The 23,339-nt window shown below is 34.9% G+C and carries 17 protein-coding genes; 11 read left to right on the top strand and 6 right to left on the bottom strand.

Annotation, left to right across the window (positions count from 1 at the left end; genetic code table 11):
* Nucleotides 1-37: 37 nt before the first annotated feature.
* The 5 genes from purM to BKH43_RS05825 all read left to right on the top strand — a co-directional run bounded on the left by purM (nucleotide 38) and on the right by BKH43_RS05825 (nucleotide 4,767).
* Nucleotides 38-1,021 (top strand): phosphoribosylformylglycinamidine cyclo-ligase, encoded by a 984-nt coding sequence (gene purM, locus BKH43_RS05845; RefSeq protein ID WP_095229567.1) that lies wholly within the window; start codon nucleotides 38-40, stop codon nucleotides 1,019-1,021.
* Complete coding sequence (locus BKH43_RS05840; protein WP_095229565.1) at nucleotides 1,018-2,388, top strand: SH3 domain-containing protein; 1,371 nt, start codon at nucleotides 1,018-1,020, stop codon at nucleotides 2,386-2,388. Before purM ends, BKH43_RS05840 begins: the two co-directional genes overlap by 4 nt.
* Complete coding sequence (locus BKH43_RS05835; protein ID WP_095229563.1) at nucleotides 2,378-3,178, top strand: shikimate dehydrogenase; 801 nt, start codon at nucleotides 2,378-2,380, stop codon at nucleotides 3,176-3,178. Before BKH43_RS05840 ends, BKH43_RS05835 begins: the two co-directional genes overlap by 11 nt.
* Nucleotides 3,179-3,256: 78 nt before the next feature.
* On the top strand, nucleotides 3,257-3,907 hold the full coding sequence (locus BKH43_RS05830; protein ID WP_095229561.1) for a hypothetical protein: 651 nt from the start codon (nucleotides 3,257-3,259) through the stop codon (nucleotides 3,905-3,907).
* Nucleotides 3,907-4,767 (top strand): bifunctional riboflavin kinase/FAD synthetase, encoded by an 861-nt coding sequence (locus tag BKH43_RS05825; protein ID WP_095229559.1) that lies wholly within the window; start codon nucleotides 3,907-3,909, stop codon nucleotides 4,765-4,767. The genes BKH43_RS05830 and BKH43_RS05825 overlap by 1 nt, the downstream gene beginning before the upstream one ends.
* 163 nt (nucleotides 4,768-4,930) lie before the next feature.
* Here the strand turns inward: BKH43_RS05825 and BKH43_RS05820 are convergent, their stop codons facing one another.
* The 5 genes from BKH43_RS05820 to uvrA form a co-directional block, all read right to left on the bottom strand.
* On the bottom strand, nucleotides 4,931-5,446 hold the full coding sequence (locus BKH43_RS05820) for a pyridoxamine 5'-phosphate oxidase family protein (RefSeq protein WP_172402329.1): 516 nt from the start codon (nucleotides 5,444-5,446) through the stop codon (nucleotides 4,931-4,933).
* A 241-nt stretch (nucleotides 5,447-5,687) separates the two neighbouring features.
* Nucleotides 5,688-7,640 carry a ribosomal protection-like ABC-F family protein gene (gene abc-f, locus BKH43_RS05815; protein WP_253248060.1) on the bottom strand — a complete coding sequence of 651 codons (1,953 nt, stop codon included), beginning with the start codon at nucleotides 7,638-7,640 and terminating at the stop codon, nucleotides 5,688-5,690.
* A gap of 3 nt (nucleotides 7,641-7,643) precedes the next feature.
* Nucleotides 7,644-8,831, bottom strand: coding sequence for a NusA N-terminal domain-containing protein (locus BKH43_RS05810; RefSeq protein WP_095229554.1), 1,188 nt, complete (start codon nucleotides 8,829-8,831; stop codon nucleotides 7,644-7,646).
* A gap of 112 nt (nucleotides 8,832-8,943) precedes the next feature.
* A complete protein-coding gene (locus BKH43_RS05805) occupies nucleotides 8,944-10,140 on the bottom strand; it encodes a mechanosensitive ion channel domain-containing protein (RefSeq protein WP_095229553.1) in 1,197 nt (398 codons plus the stop codon).
* A 15-nt stretch (nucleotides 10,141-10,155) separates the two neighbouring features.
* Complete coding sequence (uvrA, locus tag BKH43_RS05800; RefSeq protein ID WP_095229614.1) at nucleotides 10,156-12,993, bottom strand: excinuclease ABC subunit UvrA; 2,838 nt, start codon at nucleotides 12,991-12,993, stop codon at nucleotides 10,156-10,158.
* Nucleotides 12,994-13,146: 153 nt separating this feature from the next.
* Here uvrA and BKH43_RS05795 point away from each other — a divergent pair, with 153 nt between their 5' ends.
* The 6 genes from BKH43_RS05795 (at nucleotide 13,147) to BKH43_RS05770 (ending at nucleotide 20,627) form a co-directional block, all read left to right on the top strand.
* Nucleotides 13,147-13,557, top strand: a complete 411-nt coding sequence (locus BKH43_RS05795; protein ID WP_095229551.1) for a CopD family protein — start codon at nucleotides 13,147-13,149, stop codon at nucleotides 13,555-13,557.
* Nucleotides 13,558-13,595: 38 nt separating this feature from the next.
* Nucleotides 13,596-15,158 carry a 2-isopropylmalate synthase gene (locus tag BKH43_RS05790; protein WP_095229549.1) on the top strand — a complete coding sequence of 521 codons (1,563 nt, stop codon included), beginning with the start codon at nucleotides 13,596-13,598 and terminating at the stop codon, nucleotides 15,156-15,158.
* Nucleotides 15,159-15,323: 165 nt separating this feature from the next.
* Nucleotides 15,324-15,719, top strand: a complete 396-nt coding sequence (locus BKH43_RS05785) for a hypothetical protein (protein ID WP_095229547.1) — start codon at nucleotides 15,324-15,326, stop codon at nucleotides 15,717-15,719.
* 186 nt (nucleotides 15,720-15,905) lie between these two features.
* Nucleotides 15,906-17,219 carry a hydroxylamine reductase gene (gene hcp / locus BKH43_RS05780; protein WP_095229545.1) on the top strand — a complete coding sequence of 438 codons (1,314 nt, stop codon included), beginning with the start codon at nucleotides 15,906-15,908 and terminating at the stop codon, nucleotides 17,217-17,219.
* Between the two features lie 336 nt (nucleotides 17,220-17,555).
* Complete coding sequence (gene ppsA / locus BKH43_RS05775) at nucleotides 17,556-19,982, top strand: pyruvate, water dikinase (RefSeq protein ID WP_095229543.1); 2,427 nt, start codon at nucleotides 17,556-17,558, stop codon at nucleotides 19,980-19,982.
* 6 nt (nucleotides 19,983-19,988) lie between these two features.
* Nucleotides 19,989-20,627 carry a UPF0323 family lipoprotein gene (locus BKH43_RS05770; RefSeq protein ID WP_095229541.1) on the top strand — a complete coding sequence of 213 codons (639 nt, stop codon included), beginning with the start codon at nucleotides 19,989-19,991 and terminating at the stop codon, nucleotides 20,625-20,627.
* A gap of 163 nt (nucleotides 20,628-20,790) precedes the next feature.
* Here the strand turns inward: BKH43_RS05770 and BKH43_RS05765 are convergent, their stop codons facing one another.
* Nucleotides 20,791-23,187: a tetratricopeptide repeat protein gene (locus BKH43_RS05765; protein ID WP_172402328.1), complete on the bottom strand. Its 2,397-nt coding sequence runs from the start codon at nucleotides 23,185-23,187 to the stop codon at nucleotides 20,791-20,793.
* Between the last annotated feature and the right edge of the window lie 152 nt (nucleotides 23,188-23,339).

The following is a 23,339-nucleotide window of genomic DNA, read 5'->3' as shown; positions in this document are numbered from 1 at the left end:
TATAATCACTTTTTAGAATAATTCCTAGGCGGCTTAAATGGACAAGATGTTTTATAAAGATTTCGGTGTTGATATAGATGAAGGAAATGACTTTGTTAAAGCACTCTCGCCTCTAGCAAAACAAACTTATAACGATAATGTAGTTGGATCTATAGGGTCTTTTTCAGGAGCATTTAGCCTACCTACTGGCTTTAGTGATCCCATCCTTTGTGCTGCAACTGATGGTGTAGGCTCTAAGCTTGGACTTGCTATAGAGGCTAAAAAATTAGATTCTATAGGTATAGACTTAGTTGCTATGTGTGTTAATGACTTAATATGCAACTTTGCTACTCCTATGTTTTTTCTTGACTACTACGCCATGCATAAGCTTGAACAAGATGCATCTTTGAAAATCATAAAAGGTATAGTTGAAGGCTGTAAGCTTGCAAGATGTGCACTTTTAGGTGGGGAGAGTGCTGAGATGCCTAGTCTTTATAAAAAGGGTGATTTTGACCTAGCTGGCTTTAGTGTAGGTATAGCAGAAAAAGCTGATATGGATAGGGTACAAAACTTACAAGAAGGTGATACCATTTTAGCCTTTCCAAGCTCAGGTTTTCATAGTAATGGCTACTCACTTTTACAAGGTATCATGAAAACTAAAAACATAGGCGATATAAACTACTTACTAACTCCTACTAGAATCTATGTAGATGAGTTTTTGAGATACAAAGATAGTTTAAAGGCCTTAGCACACATAACTGGTGGCGGCATAGCAGAAAATCTAGTTAGAGTGCTTCCAGAAGGAAAAGAAGCTATAGTTGAAAAAGATCTAATAAGAACTCCTAAAGAGTTTGATATCTACTTAGAGCATGTTGAAGAAAAAGAAGCCTTTAGAGTGTTTAATATGGGAGTTGGACTTATAGTGATTGTTGATAAAAAAGTTAGCAAGCACATACTAGATACTTCAGATGCCTACGTCATAGGTGAGATAAGAAATGGCGAAAAAAGAGTTGTTTTGAAGGGCTTTGATACACTAGGATGAGAAAGATTAGCACGCTTTTTAAGATCTACACTCTACCATTAGCTGTAGTTATAGTAGGGCTTATAATCTACTGGGCCATAGTTACAACTATAGGTAAGCCAGAGCATGTTAGATCTGTCATGTCTAAAAAGACTCTTAGTAAAGAAGAAGAGCAACTTGTCATGATGCAAAGTAGTGCTTCAGAAGCTTTTATCAAAAACACATTAGCTGAGAATCTTTCAAAGATAAGCCAAAGAGGCGGGACTATAACTAGTAATGAAGATGGTATAAATACTGTTGCTACTCCGGTTGTTATAAGTTCTATTAGTCCTAAGACATCTCAGATACTAAACAAAGCAGTTAATAACGTTAAGATCACCCCACAAGAATCTAGCATAGCACGCGAGATAGAGTTTAATATACCAGTACTTAAAAGAGGAACTATCTTAGTAAAAGCTGCCTTACTTAGAGAAGCACCAAGTACTAAAAGTAAGGTTTTAGGCAGAGTGTTTATGGATGAAAAAGTTGTTATTTTGGATTCTAAAGATGGCTTTTATAAAGTTAGATTTAGAGGAAAAGTTGGATATATAGCCCATGCTTTAATAGAGCCAGAAAAGCCTAAGAAAGAAAATCCTATAGAGTTAACACTTAAGCCTTCAAATCATGCTGATGACAAAAGCAAAAAAGAGATAAATAAAATATTAGATATAGATACTAAAAAAGAAGAGGCTAGTAGCACTAAGACCACTTTAGAGACAAAAAACATACCCAAAGAAGCAAATACAAAAGAAGTAAATACAAGCGATAACGTGGCCACTAAATCTGAGCCTGCCAAAGTTTCTAAAGCAACTTTTACTAATTTAGCTACTAAGTCCACTAAGGCTAATATGGTTGGCACAGTTTTAGTTGAAGTAGCAGTTATAAGAAAAGAACCAAATGTAAAAAGTGAAGCTATAGGTAAGATGGAAAAAGGTGAGACTTTTTCTGTTATAAACTCTGATTATAAACATTTCTTTCATATAAAGTATAAAGATATCACAGGCTATGTAGCAAAAAGACTAGTATACGTAGAAGCAGAAGATGAACTTACACCACACAAAGAAGATTCTGAAACTAGCACTTTGCCAAAAGAAGTTTTAGAAGATAAAAAAGAAGTTTTAGAACCTTTGGAATCTAAAAAAGCTATAGTGCTAGCCCATAGTGCTAATGTAAGAGAAGAGCCAAATGAAGAATCAAGGATAGTTGCTAAAAGTCCAAGGGGTAGGGAAGTTAATGTACTTAGTGTTAGAGATGGTTGGGCTTTTATAGAGTATGAATTTAAAGGCAAAACTAGCGTGCTAAATATTAAAGGCTATATACTAGAAAGACTTTTAAAATATGAACACTAAAAAGCTTTTAGTTGTTGGGAATCCTATCTCTCACTCACTTTCTCCTTTGATACATACCTATGCCATCAAAAAGCTAGGCTTAAGTGGGACTTATACCTCACAAAAACTAGAGCTAGATACAAGCAAAGAAGAGTTTGTAAGCTTTATAATTAAGTCTAGTTTAGATGGGTTAAATATCACTGTGCCCTTTAAAGAGCTAGCCTTTAGTGCAGTTTCACAAGCACAGGGCATAGCAAAAGATATAGGCGCTATAAATACTATAGTAGTTAAAGATTCTAAGCTTATAGGCTATAACACTGATGCACTAGGTTTTTATGAGTGCATAAAAAAATATAGTTTTAAAAAAGCTTTGATACTTGGGGCTGGTGGTAGCGCTAGGGCTATAAGTTTAATCTTAAGGCTACAAGGCTTTGAAGTAGATGTTTCTAATAGAAGCGAAGGGAAACTAAAAGACTTTAAGGAAGTAAATACCTTGCTTTTTAAAGACTTAGATTCTAAAAAAAACTATGATTTAGTAATTAATGCAACTAGTGCTAGCTTGCAAGATATCCTTCCACTTGATAAAGAGACTTTAAAAGCTATATTTAAAAACTCACAACTTGCTTTTGATTTGATGTATAAAGACACAAAAACTCCTTTTTGTGCCCTCGCTAGCGAGCTAGGGATAAAAGAAAAAGATGGGAAAGATATGCTTATATATCAAGGTGCTCTTGCTTTTTTAAAGTTCTTCGACTTAGAAGATGCGCTTTTAGAAAAAGTGGTAACTTATATGAGGGAAGCACTTTTATAAAGATAGTTTTAAGTATTTGCATTTTTAGGTACAAGATTTGCTTTTAGTTTTGGTAATTTATCACTAAAAGGATTTGTAATGATAGTTTCTAATAATAATGCTGCTGCTAATGCGCAAAACTCTAGCAAGCTAGAAGCGTCAAAGGCTCACGAAAAGCCGCGCGCCATAGTGGCTGAGGCTAATGCAACTCCAGCTAAAATCACCAGCATACCAAAAGATGATCTAACCTTAAAGTCTCAAAATCCTAAAGAGATGCTAGGGGCCCAAGTAAAAACTATCAACAAAGAAATAGGTACCTTACAAAGTGCTGCTAAAGCTATCAAGGAAGTAAAAAGCCTAGTAAGCGACTATAAAAGTACAAATGAAAATGCAAAACATACTACCAACATAGAAGCACAAAGCAAGCTGGAAAAAGATGCTGCTGATATAAAAGTCCAGATAGCAAAAAAACTAGAAGATACAAGTTTTGGTGGGCAAAAAGTTTTTAGTACTAGTCTTTTAGATTTTGATCCTAAAAAGATAGATATAAAAGATATAGATTCTGAAGACTTTATGAAAAGCCTAGATGGACAAGAGGCTAATATAAAAACTTCGCTTTCTAAACTTAGCAAGCAGCTAGATAAACTAACTACTACTGACTTACTTCCAGATATAAAGCTTAATCACAAAAACTTAGCCATGGCGCATAAAGAGCCAAGTGAAACTAGAGTAAAAGAACTACTTGGCTGATGAAAAGCTTTTTAGCTTCAAGTCATCTCCCTTATAAAAGTGTCGCCATAGGGAAGTTTGACTCCTTGCATATGGCGCATATGAAGCTTTTTTCCTACCTGGGAAAGCAAGGCTGCATACTTAGCATTAGCTCTTACACACTACCACTTTTGCTTCCTTTTAAAGATAGGGCTAAGTACTCACCACTACCTGTATTTAAGATTAGACTAGAGTGCATAAAACATTTAAGTGGAGAAGAGTTTATAAAACTACTAGTTAGCCACCTTCCTAATCTAGAACTCATAGTAGTGGGCTATGACTTTACTTTTGGCCAGGGTAAATCTTGTAGTGTTATAGACTTAAAAGAGATACTAGATACTTCTTATCCTAAAATAAAGCTAAAAGTTTTAGATAGACAAAACTATAAGGGTTTGACACTTCATACCTCTCTTATAAGAAGCCTAATAACAAATGGCAATGTAGATGTGGCTAATAAGATGTTAGGTAGAGTTTATGAGATAAGTGGTAAGGTTATAAAGGGTCAAGGGCTTGGCAAAAAAGAGCTTTATCCAACCATTAATATGCGTAATGTCTTATATATAGTCCCTTTGCATGGTGTTTATGCTACTTTAACCTATATAGGTAATAAGGTCTATGAAAGTGTAAGTTTTATAGGTCATAGAGTAAGCACTGATAATATGTTTTGTATAGAAACCCATCTTATAGACTGCACTCCTCCTAAAGTTAGTGGTCATATAAAAATAGGTTTTATAAAGTATCTTCGAGCTAATAAAAAGTATAAAAATTTAGATGAGTTAAAAAAGCAAATAAGCAAGGATATACTTAATGCCAAAAAGGCTTTAAAAACATGTGAGCTTTAATCTTTTTAAAAGACTACTACATAGCTTTATAAACTTAAAGCTATGTAGAGTAGGGGGGATACTAGGATAGGAAAGTAGCTTTTATTAAAACTTATTTATAGAATCTAGATTCTATAAAACTATATTTTTTTTATTTATTCACTTTTAGTGAATAAATAAAACTTTATATAGATAAATGCTCCTTACAACTCCAAGTAGTAATATCAAGCCTTATAAGAACAACCCTTGCAAGTGAAGCCTCTTTAAACTCCCATTCATCTTGATTATTTTTATTTTTATCGTTTGCATTAGAGCTTAAAGGGGCATAATGTGCCATAAGTAGTTTTAGTGCATGAAGTTTTTCTATCTCATCTTCTACAAAGCTAAGCCTTCCTTTGCCCATGATGCTTTGATAGGCAAAAGAGTAGTCACAAGCTACTTTTCCAGTTATAAGACTGTGCTTTCTATCCATCTCAAAACTAACTAGGTCTTGCTTTTTTATAAGTTCTATCTTTTTCCCTTCATTACTACTGTGGCAGTAAAGGCGTAACTGTCCATCGTTATTCTCATAACCAAAGTTTAAAGGCAAGATGTAAGCTAAACCATCATTATCTATAAGTCCTAGCCTAACGATGTCATTTAGCTTTAAAATCTCAAATACATCTTTAAAGTTTGTTATCTCTCTATCTCTTCGTCGCATAAAGCATCCTTGCGTGGTGGTTAGTGGTTGAAGGTTTATTATCTTATAAAATTGTGTAGATTTGTTAGCTTTTTGATCGTGCATATAAAGGTAGATTTAACTTAAGTGGTAATTAGAGCTTAAAAAGGCCTATAGAAAGGGCGTAGGGTAAAAAATAAAAAGTGGTGAAAACAAAGGTTTTCTACATTTATAATTTTATTTTTAAGATCTAGGGCCTTAGCAAGGTTTTTGCCCTAGATAGCTATTTCATCATATCTTCTATTTCAAAGTAGCGTATAAGTTTAGAATCTAAAAGCTCTTTATTATAAGCTAGCTCCTTACTCAAAGCGTCTATGCCATATTTTTGATACTCTTTAGGATCCCCAAGGCGCCTTTCTAGCTCTTTTACAAAAACTTCTAATTCTGCTATCTCACTAGGCAATCTTTCATACTCTAAATTAATCTTATAACTAAGCTTTGGCTTTTTAGCTTCTTCATTAGGCTTTGTGTGTTTAAAATCTTCGCTCTTAAAATCCATACTTTTAGATTCTATATTTTTAGAATCTGTTTTAGCTTCTAAAGCCTTAGCTTCTAGTATCATATTCTTATGCTCTAAAACTTCAGTATAACTAGCACTTGTTATAAAGTACCCATCATCTTCTAATACTAAAAGCCTCTCAGCTAACTTGTCATTAAAATACCTATCGTGGCTTACAAAGATTAAAGCACAACTTAGCTCACTTAAAAAGCGCTCTAAAATATTAATAGTTGCGATATCAAGATCATTAGTTGGTTCATCTAAGATTAAACAGTCATATTCTTGAGCTAAAAGCAAGGCTAGGGCAACGCGCGTTTTTTCACCTCCACTAAGCGTATCAAGGCTTTGAGTTAGTAAGTCTTTATCAAAAAGAAAGCTTTTCAAGTAGCCATAAACGTGCATATCTTTGCCATTAACTTGCACCCTATCCCCGCCATTTGGACAAAAGGTCTCTAAAATAGTTTTTTTTAGATCTAGCGTATTTTTATGTTGTTCATAGTAGCCTATCTTAAAGTCCCCTATTTTTAAGCCCTTTACCTTGTTGCCTTCATAGTCTTTACCAGTAAGCAACATCCTTAAAAGGCTAGTCTTCCCGCTTCCATTACGCCCTACTATACCTAGGCGGCCACCTTGCGTTATGCGTATATTAAGATTGCTAATTAGCGTTTTTTCACCTACTTTTAAGTTGACATCATCTAGCTCAAAAAGCATCTTTTTACTGTTTTTTGGTGGGGCTGATACGTTAGATTCAAGACTTAGCATCATGCTTTTTGCAAGGCTTGGCATTTTTTTAACCTTATCTCTTAGCTCTAAGACCCTTTGTTTTCTGCCTTCATTTCTTTTAAGTCTTGCTTTAACGCCAGCACGCAGCCACTCTTCTTCACTTTTTAGAATCTTTTTTAGGGCTAAATGCTCTTTATTTAGATTATCAAGCATAGTTTGTTTTGCTTGTAAATAGTCTTCATAGTTGCCTTTAAAAGATGTTAATTTTGCATTATCAAGCTCTATAATATTAGTTGCAACCTTATCTATAAAGTATCTATCATGGCTAATTATTAACATAGAGCACTTTAAACGCACCAGCATAGATTCTAAAAAAGATAGCATCTCTACATCAAGATGGTTAGTTGGCTCATCTAAGATTAATAAATCAGCCCCTTTTAGTAAAACACAAGCTAGACTAACGCGTTTTTGCTCTCCTCCACTAAGGCTTATAACTAGTCTATCTTTTAGACTTTCTAGATTAAAGTGTCTTATTAACTCACTTACTTTAGATTCTAAGTCCCACGCATCTTGCCTATCTAACAAGTTATGTATGTGATTATATTCCTCGCTTAAGGCTTTATCATTATGGAAGTTAGCATCCTTTGTTATCTCACTTAACCTAAGATGGGCATCTAACAGCTCGCGCATGGAATCTTTTAGCACTTCACTAACTGTTTGAGTAGCACTAAAGTTAGATTCTTGATTTAACATCAAGATATCAAGGCCTTGTTTTAATATACGCTTGCCACTATCAAGTTCAAGCTCGCCATTTATCACTTTTAAAAGCGTGCTTTTTCCGCTGCCGTTTTTGCCTATTAAGAAAATGCGTTCATTTTCATTAATAGTTAGATTTATCTTATCAAAGATGTTTTTTAACCCAAAACGTTTGCTGGCAGTTTGAAGGCTTAGCAACAATTAACTATCTTTTTTGAATAAGGATTCTAAGACTTCAAGTCCTAGTTTTTTCTCAGCCTTTTGTTCTTCTATGGTTTCTAGCTCATTTAAGACTATGTCATAGCCTGTTATCATGCTAGCTAGTCTTATATTTACTCCATTTTTGCCTATGGCTTTTGACTTTTGAGACTTTAATATATTAACAAAGGCTTGTGGGCGCTCACTTACTACTTCAGTTTCTTGAAGTAAAGTATCAGAGTTAGTATCTACTTTTGTTTCTTCTATAACCACTTCTTTAGGTTTTTCAGTCTTTATAGAGACTATTTGGGCTGGACTTAGGGCCTTAGCTATAAAGATATCTGCTATGTTAGAGTACTCTATGCAGTCTATTACTTCGCCATTTAACTCACGACTTACAGCATTTATCCGTACACCTTTTGATCCAACTGTAGAGCCTATAGGATCAATGCGTGGATTATTAGAGTAAAGTGCAACTTTTGCCTTATCACCTGGCAGTCTTGCACTTCTATAAATGACTACTTCACCATCTTTAATCTCAGGCACTTCTAGGGCTAAAAGCTCATCTAAAAACTTTGGAGTAGTGCGGCTTAACTCTAAGCTAATGCCATTTTTATTAACATTTACATACTTTAGTATGGCTTTTATCATATCCCCTTTTTTAAAACTCTCACCTTTTATACGGTTTTTAAGAGGAAGCACAGCCCTCATCTCATCTATTTCTACATAGGTGTTTTGCTTTGCATCTACATAGAGTACGCGCCCTGAGATGATTTTATTGATATTAGTTTTAAACTTATCTAAGATTTGATTTTCTATTAGGCTTTGAAGTTGAAACTCTATGTCTCTATAGATTCTATTTATAGCTCCCCTACCCATAACATCTACGTTTATATCATACTCTAAGGTGTCATGTTCTTTTATATCCTCTGCTATGCCTTTAGCTTGACTTAGAGGTATGTGAGTGGCTTTTAAGTCTTCATTAAACTCACCATCAAGACAAACACTCATCTGCTGAACTAGTCTTAGATCTCTTTCATTTTTGTCTTCTACTACCCTAAAGTTTGCATCTTCTCCTAATTCCTCTTTTGCCATCTTTATCATACAAGCCTTGATAGCTTCAGTAACTAAAGTAGGTGAAAGCCCCTTTTCATAAGCGACAACATCTACGATATCTAAAATTTTCTCCATACTAGTGCAAATCCTTTTATATGATTGTCTTTTTAAGCAAGTGCTTAGAAGTAGTCTTATATTCTATCAAAAAATAAGCCTTTGCTAAATATTTGGGTAGAAACTTTGTGTTCTATTTTAAAGTACCGCTTATATTTTGGAATATTTTTAGATGAAACTTTGAGCTAGCTGCTATTAGATGATCAAATATATCAGCTTGAATCTCTTCATAAATAGGCCATCTAACATCAGTAGTAAAGCAATACACTTCTATAGGAAGCCCAGTCTCAGTTGGCTGAAGCTGCCTAACCATAAAGCTAAAGCCTTCTTTATGCACGGTATCTAGGCTTTTTAGATACTCCCTTATATAGATTCTAAAAGTGCCAATGTTAGTAAGCTGCCTATTGTTTATAGAATCTATAGAATCTGGACTTTGCCTTTCTATAATATCTTTTTTACTTTCAAAATACTCTTTTAGTAGTTTTACACGCTGCAAGGCTTCTAACTCTTTAGGCGTAAGGAATCTTATGGAGTTAAAGTCTATATTTATATGTCTTTTTATACGCCTTCCGCCACTATCACGCATACCTCGCCAGTTTTTAACGCCTACTTCTAAAAGCTTATGAGTTGGGATGTTAACTATAGTTTTATCCCAGTTTGAGACCTTAACAGCGTGCAAGGAGATATCTATAACATCTCCATCAACGCCTAGGCTTTTTACTTCTATCCAGTCCCCTACTTTAAAGATATCATGGGCGTTTATCTGAAGGCTGGCTACAAAAGAAAGTATGGTGTCTTTAAATATTAAAAGTAATACTGCGCTTAGTGCTCCCATACCAGTTAAGATTCCAACCGGCGAGATGCCTATTAAAAAAGAAGTGCCTGTGATGATGCAAGCTATATAAACTAGTATCTTAACTATCTGCACATAACCCTTTATAGCATGCATCTTAGCTATGCTTAAGCTGTTATAGATATGAAGCAAGACATCTAGAAAGGTATTGATTATAAAAATAGCTATGATAAATGTTACAAAAAGTAAAAACTTTGTAAGTTGTGTTGTCACTTGGTCAGGGAAAAATTGCAAAAAGTAGTTCACTACAAAAACAGGCACTAAGTAGCTAAGCTTATTTAAAAAGCCTATCTTACTAAACTCCTCATCCCAAAAAGGAAGCTTTTTGCTAGCAAAAAAGTTTACATACTTTAGAAGATAGCGTCTAGTGATAAAAAACGATACATAGGCTATGACTATGCAAGCTATAACTAAAAAGATATAGCTATAGCTTTTAGTTGAGTATATAACTTCTATAAAATGTGCTAGTTTTTCCATAAGTTTAAAAGTCTTTTATTGCAATAGTTCTTTTTTCAAAAACTCACCTGTAAAGCTTTTTTTAACTTTGGCTACTTCTTTTGGCGTGCCTGTAGCTATAACTTCTCCGCCCTTATTACCACCAAGAGGGCCCATATCTATTATATAGTCTGCATTTTTTATCACATCAAGATTGTGTTCTATAACGATAACTGAGTTACCTAAACTTACAAGGTGGTGAAGCACGTGTACTAGCTTATCTATATCTGCAAAGTGAAGGCCAGTAGTAGGCTCATCTAAGACATAAAGAGTTTTGCCTGTATCTTTACGACTTAGCTCTTTTGCTAGTTTTATACGCTGGGCTTCTCCTCCACTTAAAGTTAGAGCATTTTGTCCTAACGTGATATAGCCTAAGCCCACATCTTGCAGGGTTTTAAGGCGACTTGCAAGCTTTGGAATCTTTTCAAAAAAGAGACTTGCTTCATCCACACTCATGTTTAAGACTTCAGCTATATTTTTACCCTTGTATAAGACCTCTAAAGTTTGGGCGTTATACCTTGCGCCCTTGCACTCATCACAAGTCACTAAGACATCTGGTAAAAAGTGCATTTCTATTTTTATCTCACCTTCTCCACTGCACTTTTCACATCTCCCACCTTTAACGTTAAAGCTAAAACGCCCTACTGAGTAGCCTCTAAGTTTAGATTCCTTAGTTTCACTAAAAAGCACTCTTATATCATCCATAAGGCCTGTGTAAGTAGCAGGGTTAGACCTTGGAGTTCTACCAATAGGGCTTTGGTCTAGATAGATAACTTTATCTAGCTCTTCTAAGCCTTTAATGCTCACGCCATTAACACTTTCTATCTTTCTAGCGTGGTTAAGTAGCTCTTTTGCTACAGGCAAAAGGGTATGTAAGATAAGTGAGCTTTTCCCACTTCCACTAACGCCAGTGACACATACAAAGTTACAAAGTGGGATTTTCACACTTAGATTTTTAATATTATTAATATTTACATTGCTAATCTCTAGCCACTTTTCTTGAGGTCTATTGAAGTGATATTCAATTTTTTTAGTGCCATTTAGATACTGTGCACTTAAGGTATCACTTTTAAGTAGCTCTTTTACAGTGCCTGCAAAAACTATCTCCCCGCCATTTACCCCAGCTCCAGGACCTATATCAACTACATAATCAGCATGCAAAATAGTCTCTTTATCGTGTTCTACAACTATAACAGTGTTGCCTTTTTCTTTTAGATTAATTAGCGTTTTTATAAGCTTTAAGGTATCTTTTTCATGAAGACCTATACTAGGTTCATCAAGCACATACATAACGCCAGTTAATCCACTGCCAATCTGTGAGGCTATCCTTATACGTTGGGCTTCTCCACCACTTATAGTCTTAGCATCGCGCCTTAAAGTAAGATAACCTAAGCCTACATCTTCTAGAAAAAATAGTCTTTCTTTTATCTCTTTTAAAACTAAATCTATGATTTGATGTTGTTTTTGAGTTAGATACTCAAAGTTTGCCACTGTTTTAAAAAACTCATAGCACTGCTCAATAGGCATGTTGATGATATCAGCTATAGTTTTTTTACTTACTTGCACACTTAAAGATTCTGCTTTTAGTCTGTTGCCATTACAAACTTTGCAAGTTTTTTCACTCATATATTCACTTGCTTCATTTTTTAATATCTCAAGTGCTATCTTTATAACCCCGCGCCATGGAATCTCATTTTCCCTTCCATGCCAAAGTACTTTTATATTGATACTTCCACCATATAAAAGATCATCTTGAGTGGCTTTATCGAGCTCATTAAAAGTAGATTCTGGACTTATCTTATAAGCCTTGCAAAAGCCTAAAAACATCTGTAAGTAGTAGCTTTTATTAAACCCAAAGATTAGCTTTAAGCCACCCTTTGTTAAAGGCAAGTCTTTATTTAAAATCTTATTTATATCTAAAGCGTAGTTCATACCTAAGCCATTACAAGCAGGACAAGCACCCTTTGGAGAGTTAAAACTAAAGCTTAGTGGCTCTAACTCTTCAAAGCTTACTTTACAATGAAAGCAAGCAAGGTGCTGGCTAAAGTGAAGTAGCTTTTTAGAATCTACTTTTTTAGCGCTTTCTTTATCTTCTGGATTTTGAAGCTCTTTAGATTCTTTAGAATCTTCTCCTTCATTTACCTCAATCTCCACTTCGCCATAAGCGATTTTTAAAGCACTTTCTATGGCTTGTGCTATACGAGTTCTGTTGTCTTCATTTAAAGTCACTCTATCTATGATGGCTTTTATAGTGTGCTTTTTAGTTTTAGAAAGATTTATCTCTTCATCTAGTCTTGTAGTAACACCATCTATACTAACCCTTATATAGCCTTTTTGACGTAAGTCTTCTAACTTATCGCTAAAAGTGCCCTTTTTTTCTTTAACTAAGGGCGCATAGATTATTAGTTTAGAATCTTTTTTAAGCTTTAAGACTTCATTTATGATATCGCTTGCATTCATCGAAGTTATCTTTCTACCACAGATATGGCAGTGTTGCTCCCCTACTCTAGCGTACAAAAGCCTTAAGTAGTCATAGATCTCTGTGATAGTTCCAACTGTACTTCTAGGGTTTTTAGAAGTAGTTTTTTGATCTATGGCTATACTTGGCATAAGGCCAGTTATCTGATCTACATCAGGCTTTGCTATACGGTCTAAAAACTGTCTAGCATAACTTGAAAGAGATTCTATATACCGTCTTTGTCCCTCTGCATAGAGTGTATCAAAGGCTAAAGTGCTTTTACCACTTCCACTAAGTCCAGTTAAGACTACTAGCTCATTTTTAGGTATATTTAAGCTTATATCTTTTAGGTTGTTTTCCCTAGCACCAGTTATCATTATGTAGTTTAATGCATTTACTTTATCCAACACCAACTCCTAAGGTACTTAAAAAGCTTTTATTATAATGTAAATTTAATAATTGAGCTAAATCAATCAAAGCCCTTTTCTTTTAATAGTAATATCTATTACCAACTTAATGAAAGGAGTAATATGTTATATACTATAGCCTTAATCATCCACCTAGCAGGAGCTATAACATTTATAGGCTCTGTATTTTTTTGGACTTTTATACTAGATACCTTAAAACATAAGATAGATAACTTCTCTGAAGTAGAATCTAAACTAAGTGTAGTTATAGTCCCTACCATGCGAGTGATAGTGGGCCTAGTGCTAATAACTGGTCTTTATATGTTTCATGTACGTGCTTCTAGTATAGATATGGACTTTTTTGGCTCAAGCTATGGGCGCATCTTACTAGCTAAAGGAATCTTAGGCTTAATTATGGTCATAGCCTTTTATATAGTAAGCTTTAATCTTGAAAGGATAAGATACCACAACGCTTTACACTATGTTTTTATAACAGTTCAGATAGTTTTAATAGTCCTTGCTAAACTTCTTTAGGTTACAATAGTCACGAAATACTTAAAAAAGGATTTGTAATGGAGATAATCAAGATTTTTGATACCACATTAAGAGATGGTGAACAAAGCCCTGGGGCTTCTATGAACATAGAAGAAAAGATAAATATCGCCTTACAACTTGAAAGACTAGGAGTTGATATTATAGAAGCAGGCTTTGCAGCAGCAAGCCCTGGCGACTTTCAAGCTATAAAAGAGATAAGCGATAGACTTCAAACTAGCTCAGTTTGCTCTCTTAGTAGATGTGTTGAAAACGATATCAAACAAGCTGGCCTTGCTTTAGAATCTGCTAAACACAAAAGACTACATGTATTTTTAGCCACCTCGCCTATACATATGGAATATAAACTTAAAATGAAGCCAGATGAGGTCTTAAAGCGCGCCATAGATTCTATAAAGTATGCTAAGACTTTTTGTGAAGATGTGCAGTTTAGTTGCGAAGATGCTTGTAGAAGTGAGATTAGCTTTTTAAAAGAGATAAGCCTAGCAGCCATAGAAGCAGGAGCAAGCACACTAAATATGCCAGATACTGTAGGCTATAGACTTCCTCATGAAGTAGGCGAGATTATAAAAGAACTAAAAGAAACTATAAAAGATAAAGCAGTGCTTTCAGTGCACTGTCATAATGACTTAGGACTTGCTACAGCTAACTCAATCTATGGCGTAATGAGTGGTGCTAGACAAGTAGAGTGCACGATAAATGGCCTAGGTGAAAGGGCAGGAAACTGTGCTTTAGAAGAAGTAGTTATGATATTTAAAACTAGAAAAGATGTTTTTGCTAAATATGGCGGATTTGATACTAATATCAATACTAAAGAGATCTATAAATCAAGCAAGTTAGTAGCTGATGTAACTAGCATACGCCCTCAACCAAACAAGGCCATAGTTGGTAAAAACGCCTTTGCCCATGAAAGTGGAATCCACCAAGATGGAATCTTAAAGTTTAGAGAGACTTATGAGATAATGAAGCCTAGTGATATAGGCATAGTTGATAATGAAAATCTTGTTTTAGGTAAGCACTCTGGCAAGGCGGCTTTTAAAGATAAGATAGTAAGTATGGGCTATAACTTAAATGAAGAAGAACTTTTAAAAGCCTTTACTCAGTTTAAGATTCTTTGTGATAACAAAAAAGAAGTTTATGATGCTGATTTAGAGATGATTTTAAATGAACAAACTTCTAACTTAAAACAAGTCTTTGTCTTAGAAAGCGTGCAAAGTTCAACTGCAAGTAATGGCGCTCACTTTAGTGCTATAAGTATAAGCAAAGATGGTGAGATAAAAAGTGACTGTGCTTTGGGTAATGGTGCAGTTGATAGTATCTTTAAAGCAATTGAGCGTATAACTGGAGTTGAAGGCAAGCTACTAGATTATAAAGTTGAAAGCATAGGCAGTGGGAAGGATGCTATGGCAAAGGTTAATGTAAAAGTAGCCTTTGAAGGCAACTCACCAGTTATAGGGCATGGAAACGACCTTGATACCATGCAAGCAACCGCTAAAGCCTATGTAAACGCACTTAATAACTATCTAAGGATGAAAGAATTTTTAGGTAAGAATAAAACAGAAATGAGATATGGCAGTTTGTAAGACTACTTGCAAAAGATTCTTAAATAATCTAGCATTTAGATAGCTATAGATAATAAAAATAAGACTTAGAATCTACTTTTCATCTAAACTTTTTACTAAAAAGTTTAGATTCTAAGTAAAATTAAAACTTCAATCATTACATCTTCATAAAAGGATATTTTTATTATGAATAAAGTTTTAAATAAAACTCTACTAGTCCTGCCCTTTATGGTTGGCCTAGTTCTAGTAGCTTGTAGTAGTTCGCCACGTCCTTTGCAGTTAGAACTAGCTCCTTCAAAAAGCACTGGTTTTAGCAACATAGCACCTTTGCATGCATCTGATTTAAATATAAATGCACCAGCTATACTTGAAACTACTAATAAAGACCCGCTAGTTGATATAGAAGAAGTTGATGGCTTTTATACTTTAACTAAAGGCTCAAAAGAAGCTTTGATTAATAAATTCTTAGATACTTACAAGGCGGATGTATTGTTAGTGCCAAGATTTAGCGTTATAAAAACTGGCTTTAGAAAGTATAAAGTAACCCTTACTGGAAGACCAGCTACTTTAAAACAAAAGTAGTTTTTTACTTACTATTTTTTACTCTCTCTTTTAAAAAGAGAGACTTTCTTTTTTACACCTCTTTGATTACAAATACAAGACTTTAAATATCTTTCTTTTTAAATTTTAGTTTGATAAATATCAACGTACAACTTTTTTAATAGTAGTAAATTGCAGGTTATATTTAACGTATGTAAAGGAAGAAATATGTTTTGTTATCAATGTGAAATGAGCGCACCAAATGGCTGTGGTAGTAATGGAGCTTTAAAAGGAACTTGCGGTAAAGATGATACTAAATCACGCTTGCAAGATATGATGATATATGCCCTAAAAGGACTAAGTGCTTATAGAACGCACGCTAATGAACTAGGAGCTAACACTAAAGAAGTAGATGATGTTATAGCAAAAACGCTTTACTTCACTCTTACTAATATGAACTTTAACTTTAATGATCATATATCTCAAGTTTTAAAAGTTGGAGAAGCAGGTGTTAAAGTTATGGACTTACTAAGTAATGCCCACGTAGAAAAACTTGGAATCCCTACTCCTTTGAAAGTTTCTCAAAACAAAGCTAGTGGAAAGGCCATCTTAGTAAGTGGGCACAACCTTCACGCACTAGAAGCCTTGCTAGAACAAACCAAAGATAAGGGTATAAACATCTACACTCACTCAGAGATGCTTCCAGCCCACGCCTATCCAGAGCTTAAAAAGTACTCTCACTTAAAAGGTAATATAGGTGGTGCGTGGTTTGATCAAACTAAGATATTTAATGAGTGGAATGGCACTGTATTAATGACAACTAACTGCATAGTTCCACTTAGAAACTCTTGTAAGTACCAAGATAGAATCTTTGGTTTTGATATAGCTAGTACAGATGGTATAACTAACCTATCTAGTATGGATTTTACTCCTCTTATAGAAAAAACATTATCTTGTCCAGAAGAAACTAACTTTAATGAAGAAAAAACCATAAGCACAGGTCATCACTACAGAGCTATCTTGCCATTAGCAGGTGAGATACTAGCAGCGATTAATAGTGGAAAAATACAACGCTTTTTTGTAATAGCAGGCTGTGATGCTCCAGGTAAAGAAAGAGAGTACTATAGAAAACTTGCCTTAGGTCTTCCAAAAGACTGTGTGATACTAACTAGCAGCTGTGGTAAATTTAGATTTAATGACATAGATTTTGGTTATATAGAAGGTACTAATATACCTCGCTACTTAGATCTAGGTCAGTGCAATGATAGCAATGGCGGTGTGAAAATAGCCCTTGCCTTAAGTGAAGCAACAGGCATAGCAGTTAATGATCTTCCACTTTCAATAGTGCTTATGTGGATGGAACAAAAAGCCATCATCATCCTTTGTGCACTTTTCTATCTAGGCATCAAAAATATCTTTGTAGGTCCTAGCCTTCCTAAGTTTTTAAATGATGATATATTAAACTTTTTGATTGAAAACTTTAATATCAAGCTTATCTCTAAAGAGCCTAGCCTTGACTTCCCAGGTCTACTAAGCGCTTAATATTTTTCCCCTTGCAGTGACTTAAATTGAAGGGTTTGTCACTGCAAGCAGATATATAATCAAGCAAATATATAATCAGTAGGTATGTACTTATTAAATAGTGCCATGCCTCATACTTTTAGTATAAAACTAACCACCTAAACTTAAGAATCTACCTTGAAGCGATCACTTTTATAAAACTAACCTTTATCCAACTTCTAGTACAAAGTTTACAGAATCTAGCTTTAAGCACAGCTAGCTTAGGCCTTAGTTGAAATATTTAAGTCATATTTAAGCAAAACAGTGGTTTTTTTTATTACAATTGATTTCATAACATTAAGTTGGGAGTTTTGTGAAATGAAATACATTAAGTTTTTTAAAGAGCTGAATAATAAAGATGTACCACTAGTAGGTGGGAAAAATGCTAGCATAGGCGAGATGTTTCAAGAACTCATAAGCGAAGGCATAAAAGTACCTAATGGCTTTGCTATAACTAGCGATGCTTACTGGTATTTACTTGAAAGCGGTGGTATAAAAGAAAAAATTTATGAACTTTTAGAAAACGTAGACTACACAGAAATGGATGTGCTAAGAAATAGATCAAGACAGATAAGAGAGCTTATCTTTAGTACACCCCTCCCAGAGGATTTAAAAGAAGAGATATTTGAAGCTTATAGTATTTTAAGTGAAGAATATGGTATGAAAAAAGCTGATGTTGCCGTAAGGAGCTCGGCTACTGCAGAAGACTTGCCAGATGCCAGTTTTGCAGGACAGCAAGATACTTACTTAAGTGTTAAAGGTGAAGTTGACTTAGTGCACTATATTAAGTCTTGTTTTGCTTCACTTTTTACTCATAGAGCAGTTAGTTATAGAGCATCTCGTGGTTTTGATCACTTTAAAGTTGCTCTAAGCATAGGTATACAAAAGATGGTGCGTGCTGATAAGGGCAGTGCTGGAGTTATGTTTAGTATAGATACAGAAACTGGCTTTAAAGATGCGGTATTTATAACTTCAAGTTGGGGACTAGGCGAAAATGTAGTTGGTGGGACTGTGAATCCAGATGAGTTTTATGTGTTTAAACCAACCTTAGAAGCTGGCAAAAGTCCTATCATAAAAAGACAGCTTGGTAAAAAAGATGTAAAAATGGTCTATGCACCTCTAGGAAGCGAGCACCCTACAACTAATGTTAAAACTACCCAAGCTGAGTTTGATAGCTTTTCTTTAACTGATGAAGACATACTAACACTTGCAAGATACGCCATAAAGATAGAAAAACACTATACAAAAGAGGCTGGTGAGTATAGACCTATGGATATGGAGTGGGCAAAAGATGGTGAGAGTGGAGAGATATTTATAGTGCAAGCCCGCCCAGAGACTGTGCAATCTCAAAATATGAAAAAAGGTAGCTCTGCAAAGATAGAAAAGTTTAAGTTTAAAAATCCTAATGAGAAAAAAGAAGTGCTTTTAAAAGGCATGGCCATAGGTACTAAGATAGGGCATGGAAAAGTTAGAATCATAAAAGATATAGAGCATATGCACACTTTTAAAGAAGGTGAGATCTTAGTTACTGATAACACAGACCCAGACTGGGAACCAGCTATGAAAAAAGCAGCCGCAGTTATAACAAACCGCGGTGGGCGCACTTGCCACGCCGCAATCGTTGCGCGCGAAATAGGTGTGCCAACCATAGTTGGCGCTAATGGCGCTACAGAGCAACTTTACTCTGGGCTTGATATAACCGTATCTTGTAGTGAAGGTGAAGATGGGCTAATCTATGCAGGAATCCATGAATATGAAGTAGAAAGTATAGAGCTTTCAAACCTTGGCACTCCTAAAACTAAGATTTATATGAACGTAGGCGATCCTTCTAAGGCCTTTGGATTCTCCCAACTTCCAAATAACGGCGTTGGGCTTGCTAGGATGGAGCATATAATCTTGCATCAGATAAAAGCCCACCCACTAGCTTTACTAGACCTTCAAAATAAAAAACCTATAAGCAACTATGACAAGATAAGCAAGCTAATCTCAGGCTATGCTAATCCAAAAGATTTTTTTATCAAAAAAATTGCCGAAGGCATGGGGATGATAGCAGCAGCCTTTTATCCAAACCCAGTTATAGTTAGAACTAGCGACTTTAAGACTAATGAATATAGAGGCATGATATCTGGTGAAGACTATGAGCCTATAGAAGAAAACCCAATGCTAGGTTATAGAGGGGCTTCAAGGTATTATTCTGATCTTTATAGAAGTGCTTTTGAGTGGGAGTGCCAAGCCTTAGCCATGGTTAGAGATGAGATGGGATTAACTAATATGAAAGTTATGGTGCCATTTTTAAGAACTCCAGAAGAAGGTAAAAAAGTACTTGAAATCATGCGTAGAAACGGGCTTGAAAGCGGAAAAGAAGGCCTTGAAATCTATGTTATGTGTGAGTTACCAGTTAATGTCATACTAGCAGATGAGTTTTTAAATATGTTTGATGGCTTTTCTATAGGGTCAAATGACTTAACTCAGCTAACCTTAGGCGTTGATAGAGATGGTGACTTAGTAAGTCATATCTTTGATGAGAGAAATGAAGCTATGCTTATCATGTTTAAAAAAGCAATAGAAGCTTGTAAAAAACATAAAAAATACTGTGGAATCTGCGGGCAAGCTCCAAGTGACTATCCAGAGATAGCAGAGTTTTTAGTGCGCCAAGGTATAGATTCAGTTTCTTTAAATCCAGATTCTGTAGTTAGCACTTGGGATAGAATCGTAAAACTAGAAAAAGAAATGGCAAAAGGATAAAATATAGTGAAAAAAAAGACCTACTTAAGAAAGATTAGTGATGCTGCTATAGTAGGAGGAATTAGTGCTATAGCTATGACTACTTTAATAGCCTGTGGTAGTGGTAGCTCTAATACTACAGATAAAGTCGTAGCTAAACAAGGCGCTATAGTTACTTTAGAAGAGCAGCCAGATGGCAAGTATAAGATACTAGAAGAAGTGCCTTCTAGTGAGACTAGAGTTATAGTTAAAGGCCTTGATGGAAGTGAGCGAATCTTAAGCAAGCAAGAAGTTGACGCCTTAGTAGCTGCAGAAGCTAAAAAGGTTGATAATGGCACAAGCCAGTTAACTCAGCCAAATGGTGGTGATGGTAGTGGAGGCTTTGGACTAGGAAGTGCAATACTAGCTTCAGCAGCAGGTGCTATCATAGGAAGTTATATAGGCAATAAACTTTTTAATAATCCAAACTTTAAACAAAACCAACAACGAAATTATAAATCCCCTCAAGCTTATGAGAGATCACGCTCTAGCTTTAACAAAGGTGCTGGTGCTACTACTGCAAGGGCAGGCGCTACACCTAGCAGTGCAAGAGGTGGCTTTTTTAATAATCAAGGTGGTGCAAGGGCTGGAGGCGCAGGAGTTGGCGGTTCAAGCTTTGGTAGCTAAATTTTAAGTAAGTGTCTTTTAAGGCACTTGCTTTTTTTTCAACAACTTTTAGGCTATCTACAAATGAGCTATCTGCAAAATCCTAACTTAACTAACTTAGACTTAACAAACCTAGCCCCAACTAACTTAAATAAAAACTAAGATTCTATAAATAGCTAACTTTTTAAGGAAGCTTGCTAGTATCTTGCTGTAAGCCTAGAGCATTAGAACAAAGTATGCCAAAAGAGCTATCAGAATCTATAGCCTTACAAGTCTCTAGTCTTTTTATACTTTCTTGCTTATCACCTTTAGTATAGTAGATATTTGCACTTTTATATAAAGCTTGTTGTTTGTCTTGGGGCTTTAAGTCTTTACTTAAAGCGTTATTTAAAACCTTTAAGGCAGCATCGTATTCTTTATCATCACTTTCTGCATCAGCTAGTAAAAAGTCAGCATATGGGCTAAAGTCACTTCTGTTATTTTTAGCTTGAAGTTCTAAAATCCTACTTGCTTCTAACTTTATAGCACTTCTATCTCTTTTAGTATCTGCTAGATTTAATAAATTAAAATGCACCATTAGCAACCTAGGATCATCTTTAAATCTAGCATCTAACTGCTTAGCTACCTTTATAGCTTCATCTTTTTTATTGCCATTAAAAAGAGCATTAAAAAGTGGGAATCCTATATCATAGTACTCTGGTTTATCATTAGCAAAGGCTAGATCTAACACATCATAGCTTGCTTTTATGGCGTCTTTGTCATCTCCTAGTGCATAAAGATTTTTAGCTTGTAAATAAAGCCAAGATGCAAGCTTTGCACTATCATCTATATCTTTATACTTATCTTTAAACATAAGGTTTGCTTTTTGATAGAGGTGTTCTTTTTGCATGCAAGAAAAAACTTTCATGCTAGTATCAAAGTCTAAGTCTAAATCATTAGGCGCATCTTTTGTAATGCTAGCTATTTTTTTACAGTCATTTTCTGTCATAAGTGCGTTTTTATAGGCGTTAGCTATAAGTGGGGAAGTACTATCAAGTAAAGGACTTAAGGCTATGACATCTTCATATCTTTTCTCATCATACAATACTTTGGCTTTTAACTCTAGTGCTTTTTTAGCTATAGGAGTGTTTGGATAAGTCTTTAATAAGTAGTCATATCTTGCAAGCTTTTTATCATTACTCCCATCTACTCCAAACAATATACTATCATCTCTACTTTTTACCCTACTAGCTAAAGGACTATCTGGATAGTGGTGCAAGAAAAGTGAGTTAGCTTTATGGGCATCATCATAGTCTTTTGCCTGTGCAAAATAGATTCCAGCATTATTTAGCATATCTGCATGCATTTTTGAAGGTACTTCTGAGTTTTGAGATAGGTAAAAAGCAATCCTAGCTGCTAAAGCATAAACTCCCTTATCAGCAAGCTCTTTTGCTAAAAGATAGCTTTTTTCAGCATGCTCTAAGAAATAGCTAGGATTAGCCTTTAAGACCTTTTCTATTAAGTTGTTAGTATTAGCCAAATCGTCATTATTAAGGCTAAAAAGTGCCCAAGAGATGGCTATCTGTGAGGCAGATTCTAAATCTTTTGCTTCTTCATAAGCCCTTCTATAAAGTAAGGGAGCTTGTTTTAAATCTGACTTTGCAGTTAGCATATTTGCTAAAGACATACGGGCAAGTGGAGAGTATCTTGAGTTAGGATACTCGCTAATTATGCGCACAAGATAGTACTTAGCATTAGCAAGGCTGTTTTGTTTTATATAGGCTAAGGCTAGATAGTAGATAACTTCTGGAGCTTTTTCATCACGTGAGTAAACACTTATCCAGTCTTTAGCTCTAGTTATGATAGAAGCTGGGTCTGATCCTGGCTGTTTACTTAGGGCAACTATGGCATAGTAGGTCATATCTTTTATAAAAAGACTATTTTTATAAGTCTTTAAGGCATGAGCTATGGCATTTAAGGCATTTAGATATTCTTTTTTATCCATTAAATCTTTTATATTAGAAAAAGCTTCAAAATCTTGCCCTACTTCATACTTTAAAGGCCTTCTGTTTACATCAAGCTCACCTAGTGTTGGAGCTTCAGTATCAAGTATGGTTACTGGAAAGTTTATAGCATCTTTGTTTTTTACCTCATAGCTAGGGTCTAAAAAAGGTATCCTAACTCCACTATATGCGACTATCTGAAAACTTTTAGCATTACTTCTTTCTCCGCTTGGTATGCCTAGGGGTGTTTTAAGATCTAAGAATGTAGAAAAAAGCCTTACTTGCATATCTTTTGCTGGCACAACTTCTATCTTCATATAGTCTTTAGAATCTATTTTTACCATATTATAAGAGAGATTAAAAAAGGGGCCTTTGGCTGGGTTAAAACCACTTTGTGGTATGCCTTGTATATAACAGCTAATGGAATCTATTTGATTTTTTAAGTTGGTATTAGGCTTGCAGGTAAACTCGTGGTTATTTTTAAGATTTAACACAGCAAAGTCTTCACCTTTTTCCTTACCATAGTTTAGAGTTATCTCAAGGGCACCAAGTAGACTAAAACTGCTAAATATCATTATCATAAAAGTTAAAAACCGCATATTTACATACTTACCTTTAGGCATTTCATATAGTTTTATTTTAGCCTTTATTTTATATTTATAAGCAGGTATTTTAAGTGTAGTTTCTCTACACACATATTCTATAAAAGTTACACGAATATGGGCTTTAAAGTACATAAAGTGGCAAAAAC

The sequence above is a fragment of the Helicobacter sp. 13S00401-1 genome, from assembly GCF_002272925.1.
GTDB lineage: Bacteria > Campylobacterota > Campylobacteria > Campylobacterales > Helicobacteraceae > Helicobacter_I.
This window is presented reverse-complemented; position numbering and strand designations above follow the sequence as displayed.

Coding starts and splice junctions, on each gene's coding strand:
- purM (WP_095229567.1), top strand. CDS start 38: ATGGACAAGATGTTTTATAAAGATTTCGGTGTTGATATAGATGAAGGA.
- BKH43_RS05840 (WP_095229565.1), top strand. CDS start 1,018: ATGAGAAAGATTAGCACGCTTTTTAAGATCTACACTCTACCATTAGCT.
- BKH43_RS05835 (WP_095229563.1), top strand. CDS start 2,378: ATGAACACTAAAAAGCTTTTAGTTGTTGGGAATCCTATCTCTCACTCA.
- BKH43_RS05830 (WP_095229561.1), top strand. CDS start 3,257: ATGATAGTTTCTAATAATAATGCTGCTGCTAATGCGCAAAACTCTAGC.
- BKH43_RS05825 (WP_095229559.1), top strand. CDS start 3,907: ATGAAAAGCTTTTTAGCTTCAAGTCATCTCCCTTATAAAAGTGTCGCC.
- BKH43_RS05820 (WP_172402329.1), bottom strand. CDS start 5,446: ATGCGACGAAGAGATAGAGAGATAACAAACTTTAAAGATGTATTTGAG.
- BKH43_RS05810 (WP_095229554.1), bottom strand. CDS start 8,831: ATGGAGAAAATTTTAGATATCGTAGATGTTGTCGCTTATGAAAAGGGG.
- BKH43_RS05805 (WP_095229553.1), bottom strand. CDS start 10,140: ATGGAAAAACTAGCACATTTTATAGAAGTTATATACTCAACTAAAAGC.
- uvrA (WP_095229614.1), bottom strand. CDS start 12,993: ATGATAACTGGTGCTAGGGAAAACAACCTAAAAGATATAAGCTTAAAT.
- BKH43_RS05795 (WP_095229551.1), top strand. CDS start 13,147: ATGTTATATACTATAGCCTTAATCATCCACCTAGCAGGAGCTATAACA.
- BKH43_RS05790 (WP_095229549.1), top strand. CDS start 13,596: ATGGAGATAATCAAGATTTTTGATACCACATTAAGAGATGGTGAACAA.
- BKH43_RS05785 (WP_095229547.1), top strand. CDS start 15,324: ATGAATAAAGTTTTAAATAAAACTCTACTAGTCCTGCCCTTTATGGTT.
- hcp (WP_095229545.1), top strand. CDS start 15,906: ATGTTTTGTTATCAATGTGAAATGAGCGCACCAAATGGCTGTGGTAGT.
- ppsA (WP_095229543.1), top strand. CDS start 17,556: ATGAAATACATTAAGTTTTTTAAAGAGCTGAATAATAAAGATGTACCA.
- BKH43_RS05765 (WP_172402328.1), bottom strand. CDS start 23,187: ATGCGGTTTTTAACTTTTATGATAATGATATTTAGCAGTTTTAGTCTA.